Genomic DNA, 18,162 nt, shown 5'->3' with positions numbered 1-18,162 from the left:
TGGAAGACGTGGTCTCCAGCGCCGATATCTTCATCACCACCACCGGCAACAAGGACGTGATCCGCATCGAGCATATGCGCGCGATGAAGGACATGGCCATCGTCGGCAACATCGGCCACTTCGACAACGAGATCCAGGTGGCGAACCTCAAGAACCACAAGTGGACCAACATCAAGGAACAGGTGGACATGATCGAGATGCCCTCGGGCAACCGCATCATCCTTCTGTCCGAAGGGCGCCTGTTGAACCTCGGCAATGCCACCGGCCACCCGTCGTTTGTGATGTCGGCCTCTTTCACCAACCAGGTTCTGGCGCAGATCGAGCTGTGGACCCGCGGTGAGGAATATAAAAACGAGGTCTACATCCTGCCCAAGCATCTGGACGAGAAGGTCGCCCGCCTGCATCTGGAGCGTATCGGCGTCAAGCTGACCACGCTCAGCCCCGAGCAGGCCGCCTATATCGGCGTCACCCCCGAAGGTCCCTTCAAGCCGGAGCACTACCGCTACTGACCGGCCTCACAGCAGAACACCACAAAGCCCCCGCAAATCATGCGGGGGCTTTTTTGTTACAAGGCAGAGACCGGATCGGTGCCGGTTCCCTGCCCCCGGACAGCAAAGGCCTGGCTTTGAGGCAGGATTGCAAAAATTCCCGTTGCCCTGTCGCGTTCTGCCCTTAAGCTGATCCTGGCCATTATGTGACCGGAAGGATCCGGAGCCGGGTCCGCCCCAGAAGGGAGAAAAGACTTTGGGAAAACGTGACGACCTGATTGCACAATATGCAGATGATCTGAAAAACAAATGCGGTATGGATCCGGATATGGACCTGCTGACCAAGGTGACCATCGGCTGCGGCCCCGCGATCTACGATGCGGATGCCTCCACCGTTGCCTCCAGCCAGGAGAGCGAGCTGGAAACCGTCAAACAGAACTTCCTGATCAAGAAACTGGGTCTTGCTGACGGGCCTGAACTGATGGAGGCGATCAACAAGGTCGTCGAGATCTATGGCAAATCTGAGCGCAACAAATACCGGGCGGTTTTCTACTACATGCTGACCAAGCATTTCGGCAAGGAAGCGGTTTACGGCTAACCCCGCCAAAGCCATTTAAAACTTTGAAAATACACAGTTTGCAAACGCCCCACCTGGGGCGTTTCGCATTTTAAAGGTATTGTCCACGCTAGTGAATTGCGGAACGCGTCGTTCTTGGGGTAGGTATAGATCAACCCGCCAGGAAGGCAGGAACCGAATTTCTCATACGCGTGTGGTGGCTTAGGAGCACGCGGGGTGAAGGGAAGGTCCTGCGTTCGCCGGGCCTTCCCTTTTTCGGTTTTAGAGCAGGTTTTTGGATCCAGCATCCGCGTGTTGGATGTGGTCTATCGCCTGTCTTGAGCTGTATCATACCAACGGTTCGATTGAGATGTTGCGATATATCCGCATCAGCATAGTCGACCGGCCAAGGGTCAGTCCGGATCCGTCCCGCCCAGATCGCAGATGATACGCCACTCTTCCTCGGTCACAGGCTGCACCGACAGGCGGGAGCTTTTTACCAGCACCATCTCTTCCAGCCGGGGATCGGATTTGATCTGCTCCAGCGATACCGGCGTCGTGAAGGCGCGCACCGCCTTGATATCCACGCACTCCCAGCGGGGATCATCCGTGGTGCTGTCGGGGTGCGCCTCGGCGCAGACCTCGACGATGCCGACCACGGATTTTTCTTTCTGTGAGTGATAGAAGAATCCGCGGTCGCCCAGTTTCATCTGGCGCATGAAATTACGCGCCTGATAGTTTCGCACGCCGTCCCATTCCTCACCCGCGTCGCCCTTGGCCTGCTGGTCCTGCCAGCCCCAGGTCGAAGGTTCGGATTTGAACAGCCAGTAGGCCATCAGCCGACGACCTTTTTCCAGGTGATCAGCTCGACCGCCTCAAACAGGCCTGCCTTGTTGTAGGGATCATTTTCCGCCCAGGCCTCGCCCGCGGCCATGTCTTCGACATCCAGAATGATCAGCGATCCGACCATTTCGCCGTTCTGATCCAGCAACGGCCCTGCCTGCGCCACGGCGCCAGTCTCTTCAATATAGGCGAGATGCGCGGTGCGATTCGCCATCCGGGTTTCCAAATGCCCGGGTTTATCGCGTGCAATCAATGCTATAAGCATTTTATTCCTCTTTTAATGGTCGTGACAGCAGTTGAGCGGTTGCGTCATGAATCGTCAAGCGGCCATCCAGCAAAGCGACCACGGTTTGTGTGATCGGCATGTCCAGCCGCATGTCCTTGGCCTTGGCGGCGGTGGCCCGGGCGGTGGCGGCGCCTTCAACGGTGATAGAGGGGTCGAAACGCTCTCCCCGGCCAATGGCAAGCCCCAGCCGGTAGTTGCGCGACAGGTCCGAACTGCAGGTGAGGGTCAGATCGCCAAAGCCCGACAATCCGGCCAGCGTTTCGGCACGGGCACCGCAGGCCAGGGCCATGCGCTGCATCTCGGCATAACCGCGGGTCATCAGCGCCGCGCGGGCGCTTTCGCCAAGGCCTGCACCGATCACCGCACCGCAGGCGATGGCGATCACGTTCTTCAGGGCGCCGCCCAACTCGGCGCCCACCGTATCCGTGGTGCGATAAAGCCGCAGGTTGGCCGTGGTCAGCTGCTCCTGCAGGGACAACCCAAGCGCAGGGTCTTCGCAGGCCAGCGTCAGTGCCGTGGGCAGCCCCCGCGCGATATCGGCGGCAAAGCTGGGGCCGGTCAGCAGGGCGGCTTGTGCCTGTGGCAGGCAATCCCGGATCACCGAAACCGGGCCCATCCCGGTGCTGAGCTCGATCCCCTTGCAGCAAGCCACCAGAGCCTTGCCCGCCAACGCATCGCCTTCGGCCATCAGCAGCCCGCGCAATTGCTGCATCGGAACAGACAACAGGATGGTGTCGCTTTCCGCCGCTTCGGCCAAATCCGAGGTGGCGGTCAGCTCTGTCGGCAGGTCCACGCCGGGCAGGCGGGTCTCGTTTCGGCGGCTGGTCTGCATCTGCTCGGCATGGGGCTGGCTGCGTGCCCAAAGTGTGACGGGCCCATTGCCAGCCAGCGAAATCGCCAGCGCCGTTCCAAAGGCGCCCGCGCCCAGGACCGAAACACTCATGCCTTGGCACCTTTCTTGCCCGAGCCAAGCAACGCGGGGCTGCTCTGATCCAGCGGCCAGCGCGGCCGGGCGGTCAGGTCCAGCCCGTCGCGCGCACCAGATCGAAACCGTTCCAGCCCGGCATAGGCGATCATCGCGGCGTTATCGGTGCACAGGCGCAGGGGCGGCGCGGTGAACTCGGCGCCTGCCTCGGCGCAGACATCCAGTAAGGCGGCGCGAATGGCAGTATTGGCGGCGACCCCGCCGGCCACGGCAACGGTTGGGGACGCCGGGTTTTCATCCAGATAAAGGCGCAAGGCGCGTCGGGTCTTCTCGGCCAGGGTATCGACCACGGCGGCCTGAAACCCGGCGCAAAGGTCGGCGCGGTCCTGCCGGGTCAGCCCGCCTTTTTCCGCAACGATCTGATCGCGCATCCGCATCAGCGCGGTTTTCAGCCCCGAAAAGGACAGGTTGCAATCGGGCCGGTCCAGCAGCGGGCGCGGAAAGCGGAACCGTTTGGGATCGCCATTTTCCGCCTCTGCCTGTACCGAGGGGCCGCCGGGCTGTGGCAGGCCCAACAGGCGCGCGGTCTTGTCAAAGGCCTCGCCCGGTGCATCGTCGATGGTGCCGCCCAGACGGGTGAAATCCTCAGGCCCGCGCACGATCAGATACTGGCAATGCCCGCCGGACACCAGCAGCATCAGATAGGGAAAGGCAATGCCATCGGTCAGCCTTGGCGTCAGCGCATGGCCCGCCAGATGGTTCACCCCGATCAGCGGCAGGCCGGTGGCGGCGGCAATCCCCTTGGCGCACATCACGCCGGACATCACCCCACCAATCAGCCCCGGCCCGGCGGTGACGGCCACCGCATCCAGATCCTTCAGGGTGACACCGGCCTCTTTCAAGGCTTCAATCACGCAGATATCCAGCTTTTCCGCATGCGCCCGCGCGGCGATTTCCGGCACCACGCCGCCATAGGCGCTGTGCAGCTCGGTCTGGCCAAAAACCACCGATGACAGGACCTCGGCCGGGGTATCTCCGGTCTGGCGCACCACAGCCGCTGCTGTATCGTCGCAGCTGCTTTCCAGCCCAAGGATCGTCAGGGTTTGTGTCATCGTGCTACCATTGCATCAGGTTGGCGCCGGGGCTACCACCTATGACAGGTGCAAACAATCCCGGGAGCGCGATGTGACGGATCCGAAGACCGGCCCTGCCGTGGGTTTGCTGATGACGCGGCCGCTGCCCTCGGCCCGCCGGTTCGTGGAGGACCTGTCTGCTGAGACACGCGCAGGGCTTACCGTGATCTATACGCCGCTGATGCGGGTTCAGCCATTATCTGGCGCCTTGGAGGCAACGGATACGCAGGGCGTCCGCGGATTGATCTTTACCTCTGCCAATGCGGTTGCCACGGCGACCGGACAGGTTTCCACGGATCTGCCTGCCTATTGTGTCGGGCAGCGCACCACGGCGGAGGCTATCGGCGCGGGCTGGTCCGCGCAATGTTTGGGCCAGACCGCCGATGAACTGGTATCCCGCCTTGTGGATATGCGCCCACCCGCGCCCTTGTTGCATCTGCACGGGCGTCATACGCGGGGTGATGTGGCGCAGCGCCTGACGGATGCCGGGCTGTCCTGCCGCGAGAAGGTGATCTATGATCAGGAGCTGCTGCCACTGAATGAAGACGCGCTGCGGGCAATAACGTCGCAACAGTCGCTAATCGTGCCGGTTTTTTCGCCACGAACTGCGCGGCATTTCGCCCAGATTTGTCCCGATGCGTCGAATTTGCATCTGATTGCGCTGAGCGAAGCCGTTGCGAAACCACTGAAAGTCTTGAATTGCAGGGACTTGCAGGTATGTAACACGCCCGATGCAGATGCGATGAGTACACTGGTCCGTGATGCCGCAGATGCTTTGGCGCGGGTTGAGGGTCCCGCGCACGGGAAGTAATGTCGCGCTTGGGGTTGAGCGCCAGCACCGCAGGATTCAAGCATGAGTCGCAGCGGTGAGAATTGAGGGAGATGCCGACGTGGCTGACAAGAAAACTTCGGATGATGTGACCGGGTCGGACGCCAATGATGTGACGGCATCAGAGGTGACTGAGGTCGAAACCCCGGAACCGGTTGACTCGCAAGAGGAAAGCCCGGCGGACACTTCCGAAGCCGAAGCCGAAGCCGAAGCCGAAGCCGAAGCCGAAGCCGAAGCCGAAGCCGAAGCCGAAGCCGAAGCCGAAGCCGAAGCCGAAGCCGAAGCATCGAGCGAGACGGACGCAGACGCAGAAACCCCTGAACCGGCGCCCGCCGAACCGCAACAGGTGATCGAACGCGTTGTCGAAAAACGCGGTGGCTTTGGCTCAGCCGTCCTTGGTGGGGCTGTCGCTGCTGTCATCGGATTTGCCCTGGGGCAAGGCGGCGTTTTGAACAGCATCCTGCCGCCCAGCCTGCGCCCGGCCAGTGTCGATGTCACCGCGATCGAAGCAGAGCAGGCCGCTTTGCGGTCGGATCTGTCGGCGCTGAAAACGCAGGTCGAGGGGATCTCTATTCCCGATCTCGCCCCGCTCTCGCAACGCATCGACGCTGTTGAAGGCACCGTTGGTGATCTCTCCGCACCACAAAGCGACACGCTTGAGACCGAGATTGCCGCGCTTGTGGAGCGTTTGACTGCGCTAGAGCAACGCCCGGTGGCCGATGCCGGATCGCCCGAGGCCATTGCCGCAGTGGATGCCCAGCTTGCCAAATTGCAGGACAGCCTGGCCGCGCAACGCGCCGAGGTTGAACAGATGCTTGCCGAGGCCCGCCAGATGGATGAGGCCAGCGCCGAGGCCGCCCGTATCGCCAGTGCCCAGACCGTGCTGGCCCGTCTGCGCTCCAGCCTCGACAGCGGTGCCAGCTACGCGGGGCTTGTCGACGAATTGACCACTCTTGATGTTACCGTGCCAGAGGCGCTGACCTCCCCTGCCGACAGCGGTGTGGCAACGCTCACCGGCTTGGCCGATAGCTTCACCCCGGCCGCCCGCAGCGCCCTTGCTGCTGCGCGGGAAGAGACCAAGGGCACCGGCGGCGTGATGGATTATCTTAAACGTCACCTCGGCGCGCGCTCGGTTGCGCCGCGCGAAGGCGATGATCCGGATGCGGTCCTGTCCCGCGTCGGGGCGTTGGTGGATCAGGGCAAGATTGCCGATGCGCTGGCCGAACTGGACGCACTGCCCGAAACCGCCCGGACCGCCATGGCGGACTGGGAATCGGCTGCCCGCAGCCGGGTCGCTGCGGTTGCCGCAGCGGATGAACTGGCCCAAAGCCTGAACGCGAAATAAGGACCCTGCCATGCTCTGGTCATTGCTGAAAATCCTCGTCTTTGTTGCAATCGTCGCGCTGCTGGCTCTGGGTGCGGGGATCCTGATGGAAACCGCCGGGGGTGTGCAGATCACCGTTGCAGGCACTGAATATACCCTTGGCGCGCTGCAATCCGTGATGGCGCTGGTGGCGCTGGTCCTGATCGTCTGGCTGTTCTTCAAACTGCTGTCGCTGCTGATCGCCACGCTGAAATTCCTGAATGGCGATGAAACCGCCCTGTCGCGCTATTTCGACAAGGGACGTGAGGCAAAGGGATATCAGGCGCTGTCTGACGGGCTGATGGCGCTGGCCTCGGGCGAGGGGCGTCTGGCGCTGGCCAAGGCATCGCGCGCCGAGCGCTATCTGGAGAAACCCGAACTCACCGATCTTCTGACCGCCCAAGCGGCCGAAATGGCTGGCGATACCAAAAAGGCCGCTGCCGCCTATAAACGGCTTCTGGGCAATCAGAACACCCGGTTTGTCGGCATTCGCGGCATCATGAAGCAGAAGCTGTCCGACGGTGATACCGACACCGCCCGGCAACTGGCCGAAAAGGCATTGGCTCTACGCCCGAAACATGAAGAGGTACAGGATACGCTGCTGCAACTGCAGGCCCGCGCCGAGGATTGGGCCGGGGCGCGCAAGACCCTTGCGACCAAGTTGAAGACCGGCACCCTGCCCCGCGATGTGTTCAAACGGCGCGATGCGGTTCTGGCACTTTCCGCCTCCCAAGGGGTGATTGAGGAAGGCGCAACCGTGGAGCAGCGCGAACAGGCCATCGAGGCCAACCGCCTGTCGCCCGATCTCGTGCCTGCCGCCGCCATGGCCGCGCGCGCCTATATCGCCAAGGGCAAGACCCGTAATGCTGTCCGGGTTCTGAAAAAGGCTTGGGAGGCACAGCCGCACCCCGACCTGGCGCATGCCTTTGCCGAAATCGAACCGACAGAAACCGCCGCCGAGCGGGTCAAACGTTTTGGCCAGCTGGCGCGCCTGAAACCGCATGACGACGAAACCCGTCTGGTGATGGCCGAGCTGAACATCGTGGCCGAAGATTATCCCGAGGCGCGCCGAGCCCTGGGCGATCTGGCAGAACGGGCGCCGGATGCACGCGCCCTCACTCTGATGGCTGCGATTGAGCGCGGCGAAGGTGCCCCGGATGCGGTGGTTCAGGGCTGGCTGACCCGCGCGCTGACCGCGCCGCGGGGTCCACAATGGGTCTGCGAGAACTGCAACCACATTCACGCGGAATGGGCGCCGGTCTGCGAACATTGCACCAGCTTTGACACGCTCAGCTGGAAGCGCCCCGAAACCGCTGAATTCGCCAGCGCAACAGGCGCCCACATGCTGCCGCTGATCACCGGCGCGGCGAAACCTGCCGTAGCCCCGGAGGCCGGGAATATCCCCGAAGCGGAATTGATCGATGCGGATGCGCCTGACAATTCCGCCGATGTCAGCGCAGCGGATGACCGGGCCGAGGACGATCAGAACGCTGAGCCGGAAAACGGCGACACGGAGCGCGATGAAGACGTGGCCGAAAAAGACGCCAAGTAACCGCTGGACTGTGCGGCCCGGCGCCGCACAGTCGGATCTGCCCCATGATCTGCCGTCTCTCGTGTTCAGTGGGGTGAGACGGCATAGACCTTTCGCCTGAAAGAGCCCCAAGAGGCTCTGAACATGCAAAACTGAGGCTGGTCGGAAAATTCGAACTGGCTGGAAAGTGGTGCCCCAAGACGGTTGTTCTATTCCCGTTACAGGCACCGTTGGCACGGCAAGCATCAGTAAAATAAGGCATTGTTTTGCATCAGTTTTTGGGCTGATCAAGACGAGGCGTAGAACAAATTGGGCCTTGGTGCGATGACTGAGGGAGTTCGGTAGTCACTCTGAGAAGAATGGACCCAAGAGGGGGTTACTAGCCATCCTTCGCGACGCTTCTTGTGCCTGCTGCCACCAAAGGCTGCATTCCAACCGATGTGCCTTTTAGGCCTGTAGATCCGCTCGATCTCGTAAGCAACGTACCATGGCAAATCGGTATGCAGGGGTCGCCACTCTATCTCGTCACCATGTTCGGCAAGGGCCTTTTCTAGCGCAGGGGAGTACGCGCGTGACATATGGTGAGCCACGCGAGACTGCAGCTTCAGCATGGTTACACCAATGTATCCCTCACGAAATGGATCGTCGAAGGATGGTAGGTAGCCCCAATACACCATGTGAGGTGCGGTTAGGTAGGAAAGGTTCGGCATAGGGATGTTTCTCCAAGAAGAGTAGATCCCGTGACCATAAGGTGATTCTAAAAATGAATCAAATCAAGTACTTAGGGCAACTTCCGCGGTAACAAGCCTGCCCCAGTTAAGGGAACTGTCAACAGCTTAACATGCTGTATTTAGCCACCTTCTCAGTACCTCTATCGGGTAGCCTTTCCCGTATCCATGCCCCACGCCATCCGTGTGCCATCCCCCGATCTGATCCGCGATGTCAGAAGGGCATTCCACGGCCCTTAGCCTGTCCCGCACCGAGTGCCGGAAACCGTGCATCGTGGCTCCCTTCGGCACGTAGGCCTTGAGCCACTTGTTCAGACCTGCACTGGCAGAGTTGGCGTTGGTCGTCCCCGTGGTGTTGTACCGGGGGAAGGCGAACCTGCTATCTGTTTCCTGCGCGTGGATCCTTTCTGCTGCCCATTCTGCGGAGCCGACTAGGGGAACGATCCGTTTGCTGCTGTCGGTCTTGAGGCTTCTCCAGGGGTGAGGGACAATCCGAGCGACCCAGCCGCCGCTCTCATCTCGGTAGATGTCTTCCCTCAAAAGGCCTGCAGCTTCGGCCAAACGCATGCCGGTATCTGCCACCATGGCCACCAACCATCGCATTTCGTCGTCGATCTCTTTGCACTTTTCCTGAACGGTTCGGATGTCCTGCACGGGGATGGAGCTACGACCTGACACCCCGGCGTTGCGATCATAGTAGACGTTGGCGAAGGGCGAGGTGGTGGACAGCCCTTCCTCTGCCACGGCGAAGTTGAAGACCGCCCGGACGGTGCCGAAGATCCGGGTAATGCTGCTGCCAGCCAACCCCCGCTTGATCAGGGCGTCACGGAACTTGTTCGCGTCTGCCTTGGTGTAGCCTGTCAGGGGTTTGTCTCCGCAGACGTCGATCACGTAGCCGCAAGACCTATGTGCCGCACGCTGGAAGGTCTCAGGGCGTCCCTGACCTTTCAGGCGCAGGTACGTCAAGACAGCCTCCGACAGCGTCAGAACATCAGACGTGACAGAGGCGTCTTCCGGCGAGAGAGGAGCCTGCCGGGTCAGACCATGCCGGAGAAGGTGTTTGCCAGGGAGTTCCGCATCCTGAGTGCGAAGATGGTACCAGTACTCATCCAGCTTGCAGGCAGCCCTGTTTGCCCGCGATAGAGCGATGGAACGGGATCTAGTCCGCAGCGAGTAGGAGATCTTGCCCGACGAGTAATGCTGTCGGAGGTCCACCGGGATACGGCGGGTGAAGTAGTAGATGCCTTCCTTCACGAAGACATAGCTGCGCGAAATGTTCTCCAATTTGTTCTACGCCTCGTCTTGATCAGCCCAAAAACTGATGCAAAACAATGCCTTAGATGGAGAGGTGGTGCCCCAAGACGGACTTGAACCGCCGACCTACTATTTACGAAACAGTTGCTCTACCGACTGAGCTATTGGGGCTACGCGGCTGATCATTTAGCTCTTCACTGCCCACCGCGCAAGGTAAAATCTCAAAGCAGAACAGGCACCAGAGGGCAGGGACGGCTGTGACGGCAAGGTGGCATAGTTGGGTCCCGACGCTCGCCAGCGTTTCAAAAAACTAAGGCGGCGCGGAACCCGAAGGCACCGCGCCTGAAAATTTTTCGGTTCTAAAATAGTGTTCGGCTGCCACCACTCACGGTTTAACAAAAGCGGCCGGACGAAAGTTATACTACCGTACAATAATAACGTGTCAACATGATACCATTTGCTGTTTTAGGCTGTTCGTGTATTACACTCTTGTGACACACACTTGGCATTAAAAATTAATACAGGACGCTATGTCTGACATTTCCAAACTGACAGAGTTGCGAAAACTGATGCTCGATATGGAAAGCTCGATGGGGCTTCAGGAGCTGTCTACGGTTGAACGTGATGTGTACTACGCCGCGAGCGACTTTCCGGACACCTCCGACGGCGTGCGCACCAACACCATCCGGGCGCATGCCATCGTGGCCAGCATGTCGCGTCCGACATTTTTCCGGGCCTTGAAGTCGCTTGTCGGCAAGGGATATCTGGAGCAAAGCGGCAGCGCGAGCCGGGGGCGATATCTGGTGAAGGCACCCAAATAGGAACAGGGGGCGTCACACAGATGAAGGCGGGGACGGGATTTGAAAGCTCTGGCGACAGAAACAACAGTGGTTACACTGTGCTACCTGCTGGCTTGCCTGGTCGCCTTCGAACTGCTGATGCCGATCCAATTGAGGGTCTTTCCCGGCGTTGAAAGCGATTCCAGCCTTCTTTTCCTTCCGCATGGGGTGAAGGTGCTTGCCGCCTGGCTGCTTGGGTGGCGGGCAACCATTGCCCTGTTTCCCGGCGTCTTTCTGGTTTTTCTGTACTTCTCAGGGGCCAGTGTTCTTGAACCGCCCCGGATCGCGGCAATGGCGATTGCGGTTCTTGTTCCGTCGGCCGTCTTTCACCTGATCAAACTGGCCGGATGGGATCTGTCGCCTTATTCCGGCCGCAGGCCACGCTGGGCCAGCATCATGTTTGCCGGATTTCTGGTTTCCGTGGTGTCTTCGGTGCTCAGCAATCTGGCCTTCCAAAGCCCGCCCCAGGATTACTTCGTTTACCTGATCGGTGACTTCTTTGGATTGTTCTTCTTGTCACTGATCCTGATGTTCCTGTTCCGCGCCCTGCGCAAACACCAGATGCGTTGAGCCTGTAAATCAGGGCAAAGACTGCGCTTTGCCCTGATGTCATCACAGATCAGCTTTTAGGCCGACGGGGTTTTGCGGAACCGCCTTTTCCCGCCTTGGCCAGGGCCGCACGGGCCTTGTTCTTCTTGCTGTTCGGCTTACCCTTTGGCGGCGGCGGTCCCTTGGGGCCGCGGGTCGCGAAATGCGGTTTGCCGCCGTCCTTCTTGCGCAGGCTCTTGCTGGCATCGCCCGCGCCGGGCTTGCCTGCTGGTTTACTTGCAGGCTTGCTGCGCGGGGTCACCACAGCGTTCGGCTCGCGCGGGGCGGCGGCCTCGTGCTTCTTGTGACGGGGACGCTCGTCCCGGTCCGATTTGTTGGCGCGAGGTTTGCGCGGACCATCGGATTTGTCGAAGCCTGGCTTGTCATAGGACCGTTCACCACGCCGGTCATCCGGGCGGGAATCCTGACCACGATGCGGACGTTTTCCGCCCGGCTTCGGTCCGTCGAACTTTCTGGGGCCACCGGGGCGGCCTGCGGGACGTCCGGCGGGGATGTTCGGCGGGCTGTCCAGTTGCGTCAGCTTGGTGCCATCGTCCAGCACCATCTCGGTGCCAAGCGCCGCCAGAAATCCGGCTGCGCTGCTTTCGCGAATCTCAGCAAAGGTCTCGTCCTGCTGGATGCGGATGGCACCGATATCGGATTTGGTGATATTACCAGCCCGGCACAGCATCGGCAGCAACCGGCGCGGATCGGCGCCTTCGTTGCGCCCTGCGGCGATCGAGAACCAGACGCTGGGACCAAAGGGTTCGCGCGGCTCAGGCTTGGCGTTTGCTTCGGACAGCTCTTCCGGGGCAGAGCGTGCGCTGCGCCACAGCCGCAGATAGGCTGCGGCCAGTTGTTCTGCCGAGAAGGCTTCGCTTAGCTGTGTCACCATGGGCTGTTCGCTGTCGCTGACCGCTTCGTGCCAGGCGGGGTCGGCCAGCATACGTTCGCCATCGCGCTCTGACACGGCCTCGGCCGAGGGTGCGTTGCCCCATTCGGCCTGCAGCTTGGCCATCTTCAACAGGCGCTCGGCCTTTTTGCGCGCCTTTGGCGGCACGATCAGCGCGCTGACGCCCTTGCGGCCGGCGCGACCGGTCCGGCCCGAGCGGTGCAGCAGCGTTTCATGGCTTGAGGGCAGCTCGGCGTGCACCACCAGATCAAGGTTCGGCAGGTCGATGCCGCGCGCCGCCACATCGGTTGCGACGCAGACGCGGGCCCGCCCGTCGCGCATGGCCTGCAGGGCGTGGCTGCGTTCGGACTGGGACAATTCACCCGACAGGGCCACGACGGAAAAGCCGCGGTTCGACAGGCGGGTCACCAGACGGTTCACCATGGCGCGGGTGTTGCAGAACACGATGGCGTTGGGGGCCTCGTAGAACCGCAGCACGTTGATGATGGCGTTTTCATCGTCGCGCGGCGCCACTGCCATAGCGTGGTATTCGATATCGCTGTGCTGCGATTTCTCGGCGACGGTGGTGATCCGCATGGCATCGCGCTGATAGCTTTTTGCAAGCTGGGCAATTGCCGGGGGAACCGTGGCAGAGAACAGCAGCGTCTGGCGTTCTTCCGGTGCCTCACCCAGAATGAACTCCAGATCTTCGCGGAAACCGAGATCAAGCATTTCATCGGCTTCGTCGAGCACTACGGCGCGCAGCTCGGACAGGTCGATGGACCCGCGCATGATATGGTCGCGCAGACGGCCCGGGGTGGCGACAACGATATGAGCGCCCCGGTCCAGCGCCCGGCGCTCATCCCGCATGTCCATGCCGCCCACACAGGAGGCGACAGTTGCACCGGCCTCACCATAGAGCCAGCTGAGTTCGCGTTTCACCTGCAGGGCCAGTTCGCGGGTCGGAGCAATCACCAGCGCCAGCGGCAAAGCTGCCGAGCCAAAACGGTCTTCATCGCCCAGAATGGCCCCGGCGATGGCGAGGCCAAATCCGACGGTCTTTCCCGAACCGGTCTGCGCCGAAACCAACAGGTCCGCGCTGCCCAGGGCCGGATCGGTCACGGCCTCCTGAACGGGAGTAAGTTTGTCATATCCACGGCGCTCCAGCGCCATAGCGAGTGTCTGTTTCAAAGGAAGGTCTGCTTTTTTCTATAGGAGCGGAGGCGGCTCGGGAGGTGGCGCAAAATGCTGCGCCGGTGCCGACAATTGGCCGCGTATAGGGCATTCAGACCCGAATGTATAGCTATCTTGTGATCTGGCCGGTATGCGGCCAGCGCGGGGCAGCGATAAGCCGAGCTTGGCGTCAACCGCGCTACGCCGATCACCCGCCGTGCCCACATTCTGTTGCGGCTGACGGCAGGGGGCAGATTGTTGACGTTTTTCAGGACGGTGACAGGGACACCGGCTGTTTCAGGCTCACGCCAACCTTGGCCAACTGGGCGCCAAGCTCGTTGATGATTTCGTCCTGTTTGCTGCAATCCGCGATAATCTTGTAAAAGTTTTCGACGTCGTCTTCGTTCAGCACGGGCCGGGAATCGCACAAAGCGGTCGCGCCGTCTTGTTCTGGTGTCTCGGACCCGGTTACCATCAGGTCGCTGCGGGAAATGCCAAAGCACCGGTGCAGAACTTCGATACGAACCAGGCTTTCCAACGAATTCCGGTTTACCCTGATGCAGTCGGGCGCTTCATCCAGGCAAGTTTCAGCGCAGGCTGCCAATTTCTTCCATGAGATCAGCCGGTCGATTTCGGACAGAATTTTTTCTTGCCGCGTTGCCTTTTTCTTCCGTCCGAGCAGGTTCTGTATCATTGCAGACCGTCCTTCCGCTTGAATAAAAACCGGTTAAAAAACCGTTCGATTTCGATATAAACCAATCTTTATTTTGAGCGGGTTTGAGTCAATCTAGGGGGCTATGGGCAATCGTTCAGCCAGCACTCCCCTTTTGGCGGCGACATGTACTGAACGGATACAAAGGGCCAGAAAGGGAGCAGCACCTATCCTTTTGTGCATTTGACAGCCCTTTTCTCGAGGTATCCTCAATCAGATTGGCCTGCGGGCCGGGACCGGGTCCAGCCCCGAGAAAAGGCCCCGGATATCGCCTGCTCTGTCGCCTATGCGATAGCCTTCACCGCCACCGGAACCCCGTTAAAGGCCGCATTGCCGCTGATGGGATCAATCCGGGTGTCATCCGTCAGATCATTGATCGAGACGGTCTGAACCCGGGTCGCCGTGGTCAGTTTCCCCTGTCGCTGTCCCCAGCCCTGCGGGATAGACACCACCCCCGGTGCAATCTCATCCGTCACCTCGGCCGGCATGGTGACCTGCCCGACGCGGCTGTGCACCGCAACGTCCATCCCGTCCTCGATGCTCAGCCGGTCCGCATCGGCAGGGTGCATCTGCACCGTGCAGCGGTTGCGCCCCTTCACCAGCCGCTGGCTGTTCTGTGTCCAGCTGTTGTGGCTGCGCACCTGTCGGCGCCCGATCATCAGCAGCGGGTAATCATCGCTGACCGGCGGCTCAAAGGCCAGCAGTCGCGGCAAGTCAGCAAGGAACACCTCTGGCGCCAGATCCAGCTTGCCATCCGGTGTTTCCAGCCGATCGGCAAGGCTTTCAACAAGCGGACCCAGATCAATCGCTCCGGTCTCAGCGCCCAGCATCGCGTCTTTCGTCACCCGATCGCCGTGGTATCCGCGCGGCAAAAGCGCCGTCAGCGTCTCAACCGGCGAAGGGCCGATGCTGTTGCTCCCACTCAACCTCGCGGCCAGCCGGGCGATGACCTCCCACTCCTGCGGGTTGTCATTGGGCGGCGTAAACACCGGCTCGGCAAAGGCAGCGGTATTGCGCACGGCAAAACTGTGGAACACCATATCATAAACGTGCTCTTCAAGCGCCACGGTGGCGGGCAGGATCAGATCGGCATGGCGGGTGGTGTCATTGATGTGCAGATCAATCGACATCATGAAATCCAGCTGCTCCATCGCCGCCCCGATGCGCAGCCCGTTGGGCGCAGTCAGCACAGGATTGCCTGCCACGGTGACCATGGCTCGGATCTGCCCCTCGCCCGGTGTTTCCATCTCCTCGGCCAGGACCGAGACAGGGAACTCCCCGTTATACAGCGGCTGGCCGGACACCCGCGAGCGTTTCTCGGGATAGCTGCGCACGCGCCCCTTGCGGCTGGTCATACCCACGTAATCCAGCGCTGGGGTGGTGAACATGGCGCCGCCCGGGCTGTCAAAATTGCCGGTGATAATATTGAGGGCATTGCTGGCCCATTGGCACAGGGCACCAAAGCTTTGTGTCGAGGCCCCCATGCGCGCATAGCATACCGCCGAACCGGCGCGGGCAAAATCATGGGCTAGAGAGCGGATAGTATCTGCGTCGATACCGGTCATTTTTGCCGCAAGGTCTGGAGTGAACGGCTGCACCGCCTGTTTCAGCGCATCGCGTCCCCGCACCACCGGATCCAGCGCACCGGGGCTGTCCAGACCAGTCGCAAAAACCTCATGGATCAGGGCAAGCAGGAAAAAGGCATCGGTCTCAGGGCGGATGAACAGATGTGTGCTGGCCTTTTCGGCGGTTTCGGTGCGTCTGGGGTCCACCACAACGCTGCGCCCACCGCGCGCGTGCAGCTCCTCCATCCGCTTGCCGAATCCCGGCGCGGTCATCATCGACCCATTCGACACCAGGGGATTGCCGCCGATGATCAGCATGAAGTCGGTGCGGTCCACATCCGGCACCGGGATCAGCATCGGATGGCCCAGCATGTGGATCGAGGCAACGTGATGCGGGATCTGATCCGCCGTGGCCGAGGAATAGCGGTTCTGCGTCCCCAGCGCCTTGACCAGTCGCGGCAGGGTCAGGAGGTTGCCGAACTTATGCGCGTTGGGGTTGCCCAGATAGGTCCCCACGGCGTCCTTCCCGTGGGCATCCTGCACCTCTTCGATCCGGATTGCGGCATATTCCAGCGCCTCCTCCCAGGACACTGGCACGAACTGACCGTCCACCTTTTTCAACGGCGTGGTCACCCGGTCCGGGTCGGTGCGGAAATCCTGCAGGGCAATCGCCTTGGGACAGATATGCCCCCGCGACAGGGGGTCATCCGGGTTGGGTTTGATCGACACGACCTCGGTGTCGGTATGCGTGACGATCAACCCGCACATGGCTTCGCAGATATTGCAGGTCCGGAATTGTGTCTTTTGGTCGCTCATGGCTGCCTCCCCTGTTCCTCCCGGTCCAGCGGCGTGCAAAGCCACAGGGACCAGGATCAGCCTAGACCAGCCGTCGTCACCTTGTCAGAGCCTTATCCCGCGTCTTTCCGGTTTCGACCAAACGTCATCTCGCAGTTTCTGCGCCCTATTGAAGCCAAAACAAAAAAGCCCCCGCATGATTTGCGGGGGCTTTGTGGTGTTCTGCTGTAGGGCCGGTCAGTAACGGTAGTGTTCCGGCTTGAAGGGGCCTTCGGGGGTGACGCCGATATAGGCGGCCTGCTCGGGGCTGAGCGTGGTCAGCTTGACGCCGATACGCTCCAGATGCAGGCGAGCGACCTTCTCGTCCAGATGCTTGGGCAGGATGTAGACCTCGTTTTTGTACTCCTCACCGCGGGTCCACAGCTCGATCTGCGCCAGAACCTGGTTGGTGAAGGAGGCCGACATCACAAAGGACGGGTGGCCGGTGGCATTGCCGAGGTTCAACAGGCGCCCTTCGGACAGAAGGATGATGCGGTTGCCCGAGGGCATCTCGATCATGTCCACCTGTTCCTTGATGTTGGTCCACTTGTGGTTCTTGAGGTTCGCCACCTGGATCTCATTGTCGAAGTGGCCGATGTTGCCGACGATGGCCATGTCCTTCATCGCGCGCATATGCTCGATGCGGATCACGTCCTTGTTGCCGGTGGTGGTGATGAAGATATCGGCGCTGGAGACCACGTCTTCCAGCAGCACCACCTCAAAGCCGTCCATCGCCGCCTGCAGAGCGCAGATCGGGTCCGCTTCGGTGACCTTCACGCGGGCCCCCGCGCCGCGCAGAGAGGCCGCCGAGCCTTTGCCCACGTCACCGTAGCCGCAGACCACCGCGACCTTGCCGGCCATCATGGTGTCGGTGGCGCGGCGAATGCCGTCGACCAGGCTTTCCTTGCAGCCGTATTTGTTGTCGAACTTCGACTTGGTGACCGAGTCATTGACGTTGATCGCCGGGAAGGGCAGCTGACCCTGTTTCACCAGCTCATAAAGACGGTGCACGCCGGTGGTGGTCTCTTCGGAAACGCCCTTGATCGCGTCGCGGGTCTTGGTGAACCAGCCGGGGCTTTCCTTCATGCGCTTCTGGATCTGCGCCTTGATCGCGGCTTCTTCCTCAGAGCCGGGCACCGGGATGATGTCCTCACCTGCTTCGGCGCGGGCGCCCAGCAGCACGTAGAGCGTCGCATCGCCGCCATCGTCGAGGATCATGTTGGCACCTTCGGCGAACTGGAAGGAGCGGTCGAGGTAATCCCAATGCTCTTCCAAGGTCTGGCCCTTGATGGCGAAGACGGGAATGCCTGCCTCGGCAATCGCCGCAGCGGCGTGATCCTGGGTCGAGAAGATGTTGCAGGATGCCCAGCGGACATCGGCGCCAAGCGCCACCAGGGTTTCGATCAGAACCGCGGTCTGGATGGTCATATGCAGGGAGCCGACGATGCGGGCACCTTTCAGCGGCTTGCTGTCCCCATATTCCGCGCGCAGGGACATCAGCCCCGGCATTTCGGTTTCCGCGATATCCAGTTCCTTGCGGCCAAACCCGGCCAATGCGATGTCTTTGACGATGTAATCCGTGCCCATTGGCAACTCCATTCTGGCTCAGCCTCAACTTGGCCA

The 18,162-nt window shown here is 61.0% G+C and carries 16 protein-coding genes and 1 tRNA gene; 7 read left to right on the top strand and 10 right to left on the bottom strand.

Features of this window, described 5'->3' with window-relative positions:
• Both AAFO90_RS05365 and AAFO90_RS05360 read left to right on the top strand, forming a co-directional pair.
• Positions 1 to 509: adenosylhomocysteinase (locus AAFO90_RS05365; RefSeq protein WP_347508762.1), on the top strand; the 509-nt coding region annotated here is incomplete at its 5' end.
• Positions 510 to 744: 235 nt separating this feature from the next.
• Entirely contained in the window at positions 745 to 1,086 is a 342-nt protein-coding gene (locus AAFO90_RS05360; protein ID WP_065272032.1) for a DUF2853 family protein, read from the top strand.
• Between the two features lie 371 nt (positions 1,087 to 1,457).
• Here AAFO90_RS05360 and AAFO90_RS05355 read toward each other — a convergent pair whose 3' ends face one another.
• Genes AAFO90_RS05355 through tsaD form a run of 4 tightly spaced genes read right to left on the bottom strand, consistent with a single transcriptional unit; the run spans position 1,458 to position 4,210 of the window.
• Positions 1,458 to 1,880, bottom strand: coding sequence for an EVE domain-containing protein (locus tag AAFO90_RS05355; RefSeq protein ID WP_347508761.1), 423 nt, complete (start codon positions 1,878 to 1,880; stop codon positions 1,458 to 1,460).
• Positions 1,880 to 2,152, bottom strand: coding sequence for a YciI family protein (locus tag AAFO90_RS05350; RefSeq protein WP_347508760.1), 273 nt, complete (start codon positions 2,150 to 2,152; stop codon positions 1,880 to 1,882). The genes AAFO90_RS05355 and AAFO90_RS05350 overlap by 1 nt, the downstream gene beginning before the upstream one ends.
• A gap of 1 nt (position 2,153) precedes the next feature.
• On the bottom strand, positions 2,154 to 3,116 hold the full coding sequence (locus AAFO90_RS05345; protein ID WP_347508759.1) for an NAD(P)H-dependent glycerol-3-phosphate dehydrogenase: 963 nt from the start codon (positions 3,114 to 3,116) through the stop codon (positions 2,154 to 2,156).
• Positions 3,113 to 4,210, bottom strand: coding sequence for a tRNA (adenosine(37)-N6)-threonylcarbamoyltransferase complex transferase subunit TsaD (gene tsaD, locus AAFO90_RS05340; protein WP_347508758.1), 1,098 nt, complete (start codon positions 4,208 to 4,210; stop codon positions 3,113 to 3,115). The genes AAFO90_RS05345 and tsaD overlap by 4 nt, the downstream gene beginning before the upstream one ends.
• 73 nt (positions 4,211 to 4,283) lie before the next feature.
• On the opposite strand from tsaD, the gene AAFO90_RS05335 reads away from it, so the two are divergent.
• From AAFO90_RS05335 to AAFO90_RS05325, 3 genes are all read left to right on the top strand, one after another.
• Entirely contained in the window at positions 4,284 to 5,042 is a 759-nt protein-coding gene (locus AAFO90_RS05335; protein ID WP_347508757.1) for a uroporphyrinogen-III synthase, read from the top strand.
• Between the two features lie 79 nt (positions 5,043 to 5,121).
• Positions 5,122 to 6,405 (top strand): hypothetical protein, encoded by a 1,284-nt coding sequence (locus AAFO90_RS05330; protein ID WP_347508756.1) that lies wholly within the window; start codon positions 5,122 to 5,124, stop codon positions 6,403 to 6,405.
• A 10-nt stretch (positions 6,406 to 6,415) separates the two neighbouring features.
• Positions 6,416 to 7,975, top strand: coding sequence for a heme biosynthesis HemY N-terminal domain-containing protein (locus tag AAFO90_RS05325; protein ID WP_347508755.1), 1,560 nt, complete (start codon positions 6,416 to 6,418; stop codon positions 7,973 to 7,975).
• A gap of 815 nt (positions 7,976 to 8,790) precedes the next feature.
• Here AAFO90_RS05325 and AAFO90_RS05320 read toward each other — a convergent pair.
• Both AAFO90_RS05320 and AAFO90_RS05315 read right to left on the bottom strand, forming a co-directional pair.
• Positions 8,791 to 9,966: a DUF6538 domain-containing protein gene (locus AAFO90_RS05320; RefSeq protein ID WP_347508754.1), complete on the bottom strand. Its 1,176-nt coding sequence runs from the start codon at positions 9,964 to 9,966 to the stop codon at positions 8,791 to 8,793.
• 65 nt (positions 9,967 to 10,031) lie between these two features.
• Positions 10,032 to 10,107 (bottom strand) — tRNA-Thr (locus AAFO90_RS05315).
• Positions 10,108 to 10,466: 359 nt separating this feature from the next.
• On the opposite strand from AAFO90_RS05315, the gene AAFO90_RS05310 reads away from it, so the two are divergent.
• Both AAFO90_RS05310 and AAFO90_RS05305 read left to right on the top strand, forming a co-directional pair.
• Positions 10,467 to 10,757 carry a hypothetical protein gene (locus AAFO90_RS05310; protein WP_065272040.1) on the top strand — a complete coding sequence of 97 codons (291 nt, stop codon included), beginning with the start codon at positions 10,467 to 10,469 and terminating at the stop codon, positions 10,755 to 10,757.
• Between the two features lie 66 nt (positions 10,758 to 10,823).
• Entirely contained in the window at positions 10,824 to 11,345 is a 522-nt protein-coding gene (locus tag AAFO90_RS05305) for a hypothetical protein (RefSeq protein WP_237028359.1), read from the top strand.
• A 49-nt stretch (positions 11,346 to 11,394) separates the two neighbouring features.
• Here AAFO90_RS05305 and AAFO90_RS05300 read toward each other — a convergent pair whose 3' ends face one another.
• The 4 genes from AAFO90_RS05300 to ahcY all read right to left on the bottom strand — a co-directional run bounded on the left by AAFO90_RS05300 (position 11,395) and on the right by ahcY (position 18,126).
• Positions 11,395 to 13,446, bottom strand: a complete 2,052-nt coding sequence (locus AAFO90_RS05300; RefSeq protein WP_347508753.1) for a DEAD/DEAH box helicase — start codon at positions 13,444 to 13,446, stop codon at positions 11,395 to 11,397.
• Positions 13,447 to 13,696: 250 nt separating this feature from the next.
• Entirely contained in the window at positions 13,697 to 14,122 is a 426-nt protein-coding gene (locus tag AAFO90_RS05295; protein WP_347508752.1) for a hypothetical protein, read from the bottom strand.
• 302 nt (positions 14,123 to 14,424) lie between these two features.
• A complete protein-coding gene (locus tag AAFO90_RS05290) occupies positions 14,425 to 16,521 on the bottom strand; it encodes a molybdopterin oxidoreductase family protein (RefSeq protein ID WP_347508751.1) in 2,097 nt (698 codons plus the stop codon).
• 216 nt (positions 16,522 to 16,737) lie between these two features.
• The gene (gene ahcY / locus AAFO90_RS05285) at positions 16,738 to 18,126 is read right to left on the bottom strand and encodes an adenosylhomocysteinase (protein WP_065272031.1); all 1,389 of its coding nucleotides are present in this window, start codon (positions 18,124 to 18,126) and stop codon (positions 16,738 to 16,740) included.
• Positions 18,127 to 18,162: the final 36 nt, after the last annotated feature.

This window comes from Phaeobacter sp. CAU 1743, assembly GCF_039839315.1.
Classification (GTDB): Bacteria; Pseudomonadota; Alphaproteobacteria; order Rhodobacterales; family Rhodobacteraceae; genus Phycobacter; species Phycobacter gallaeciensis_A.
This window is presented reverse-complemented; position numbering and strand designations above follow the sequence as displayed.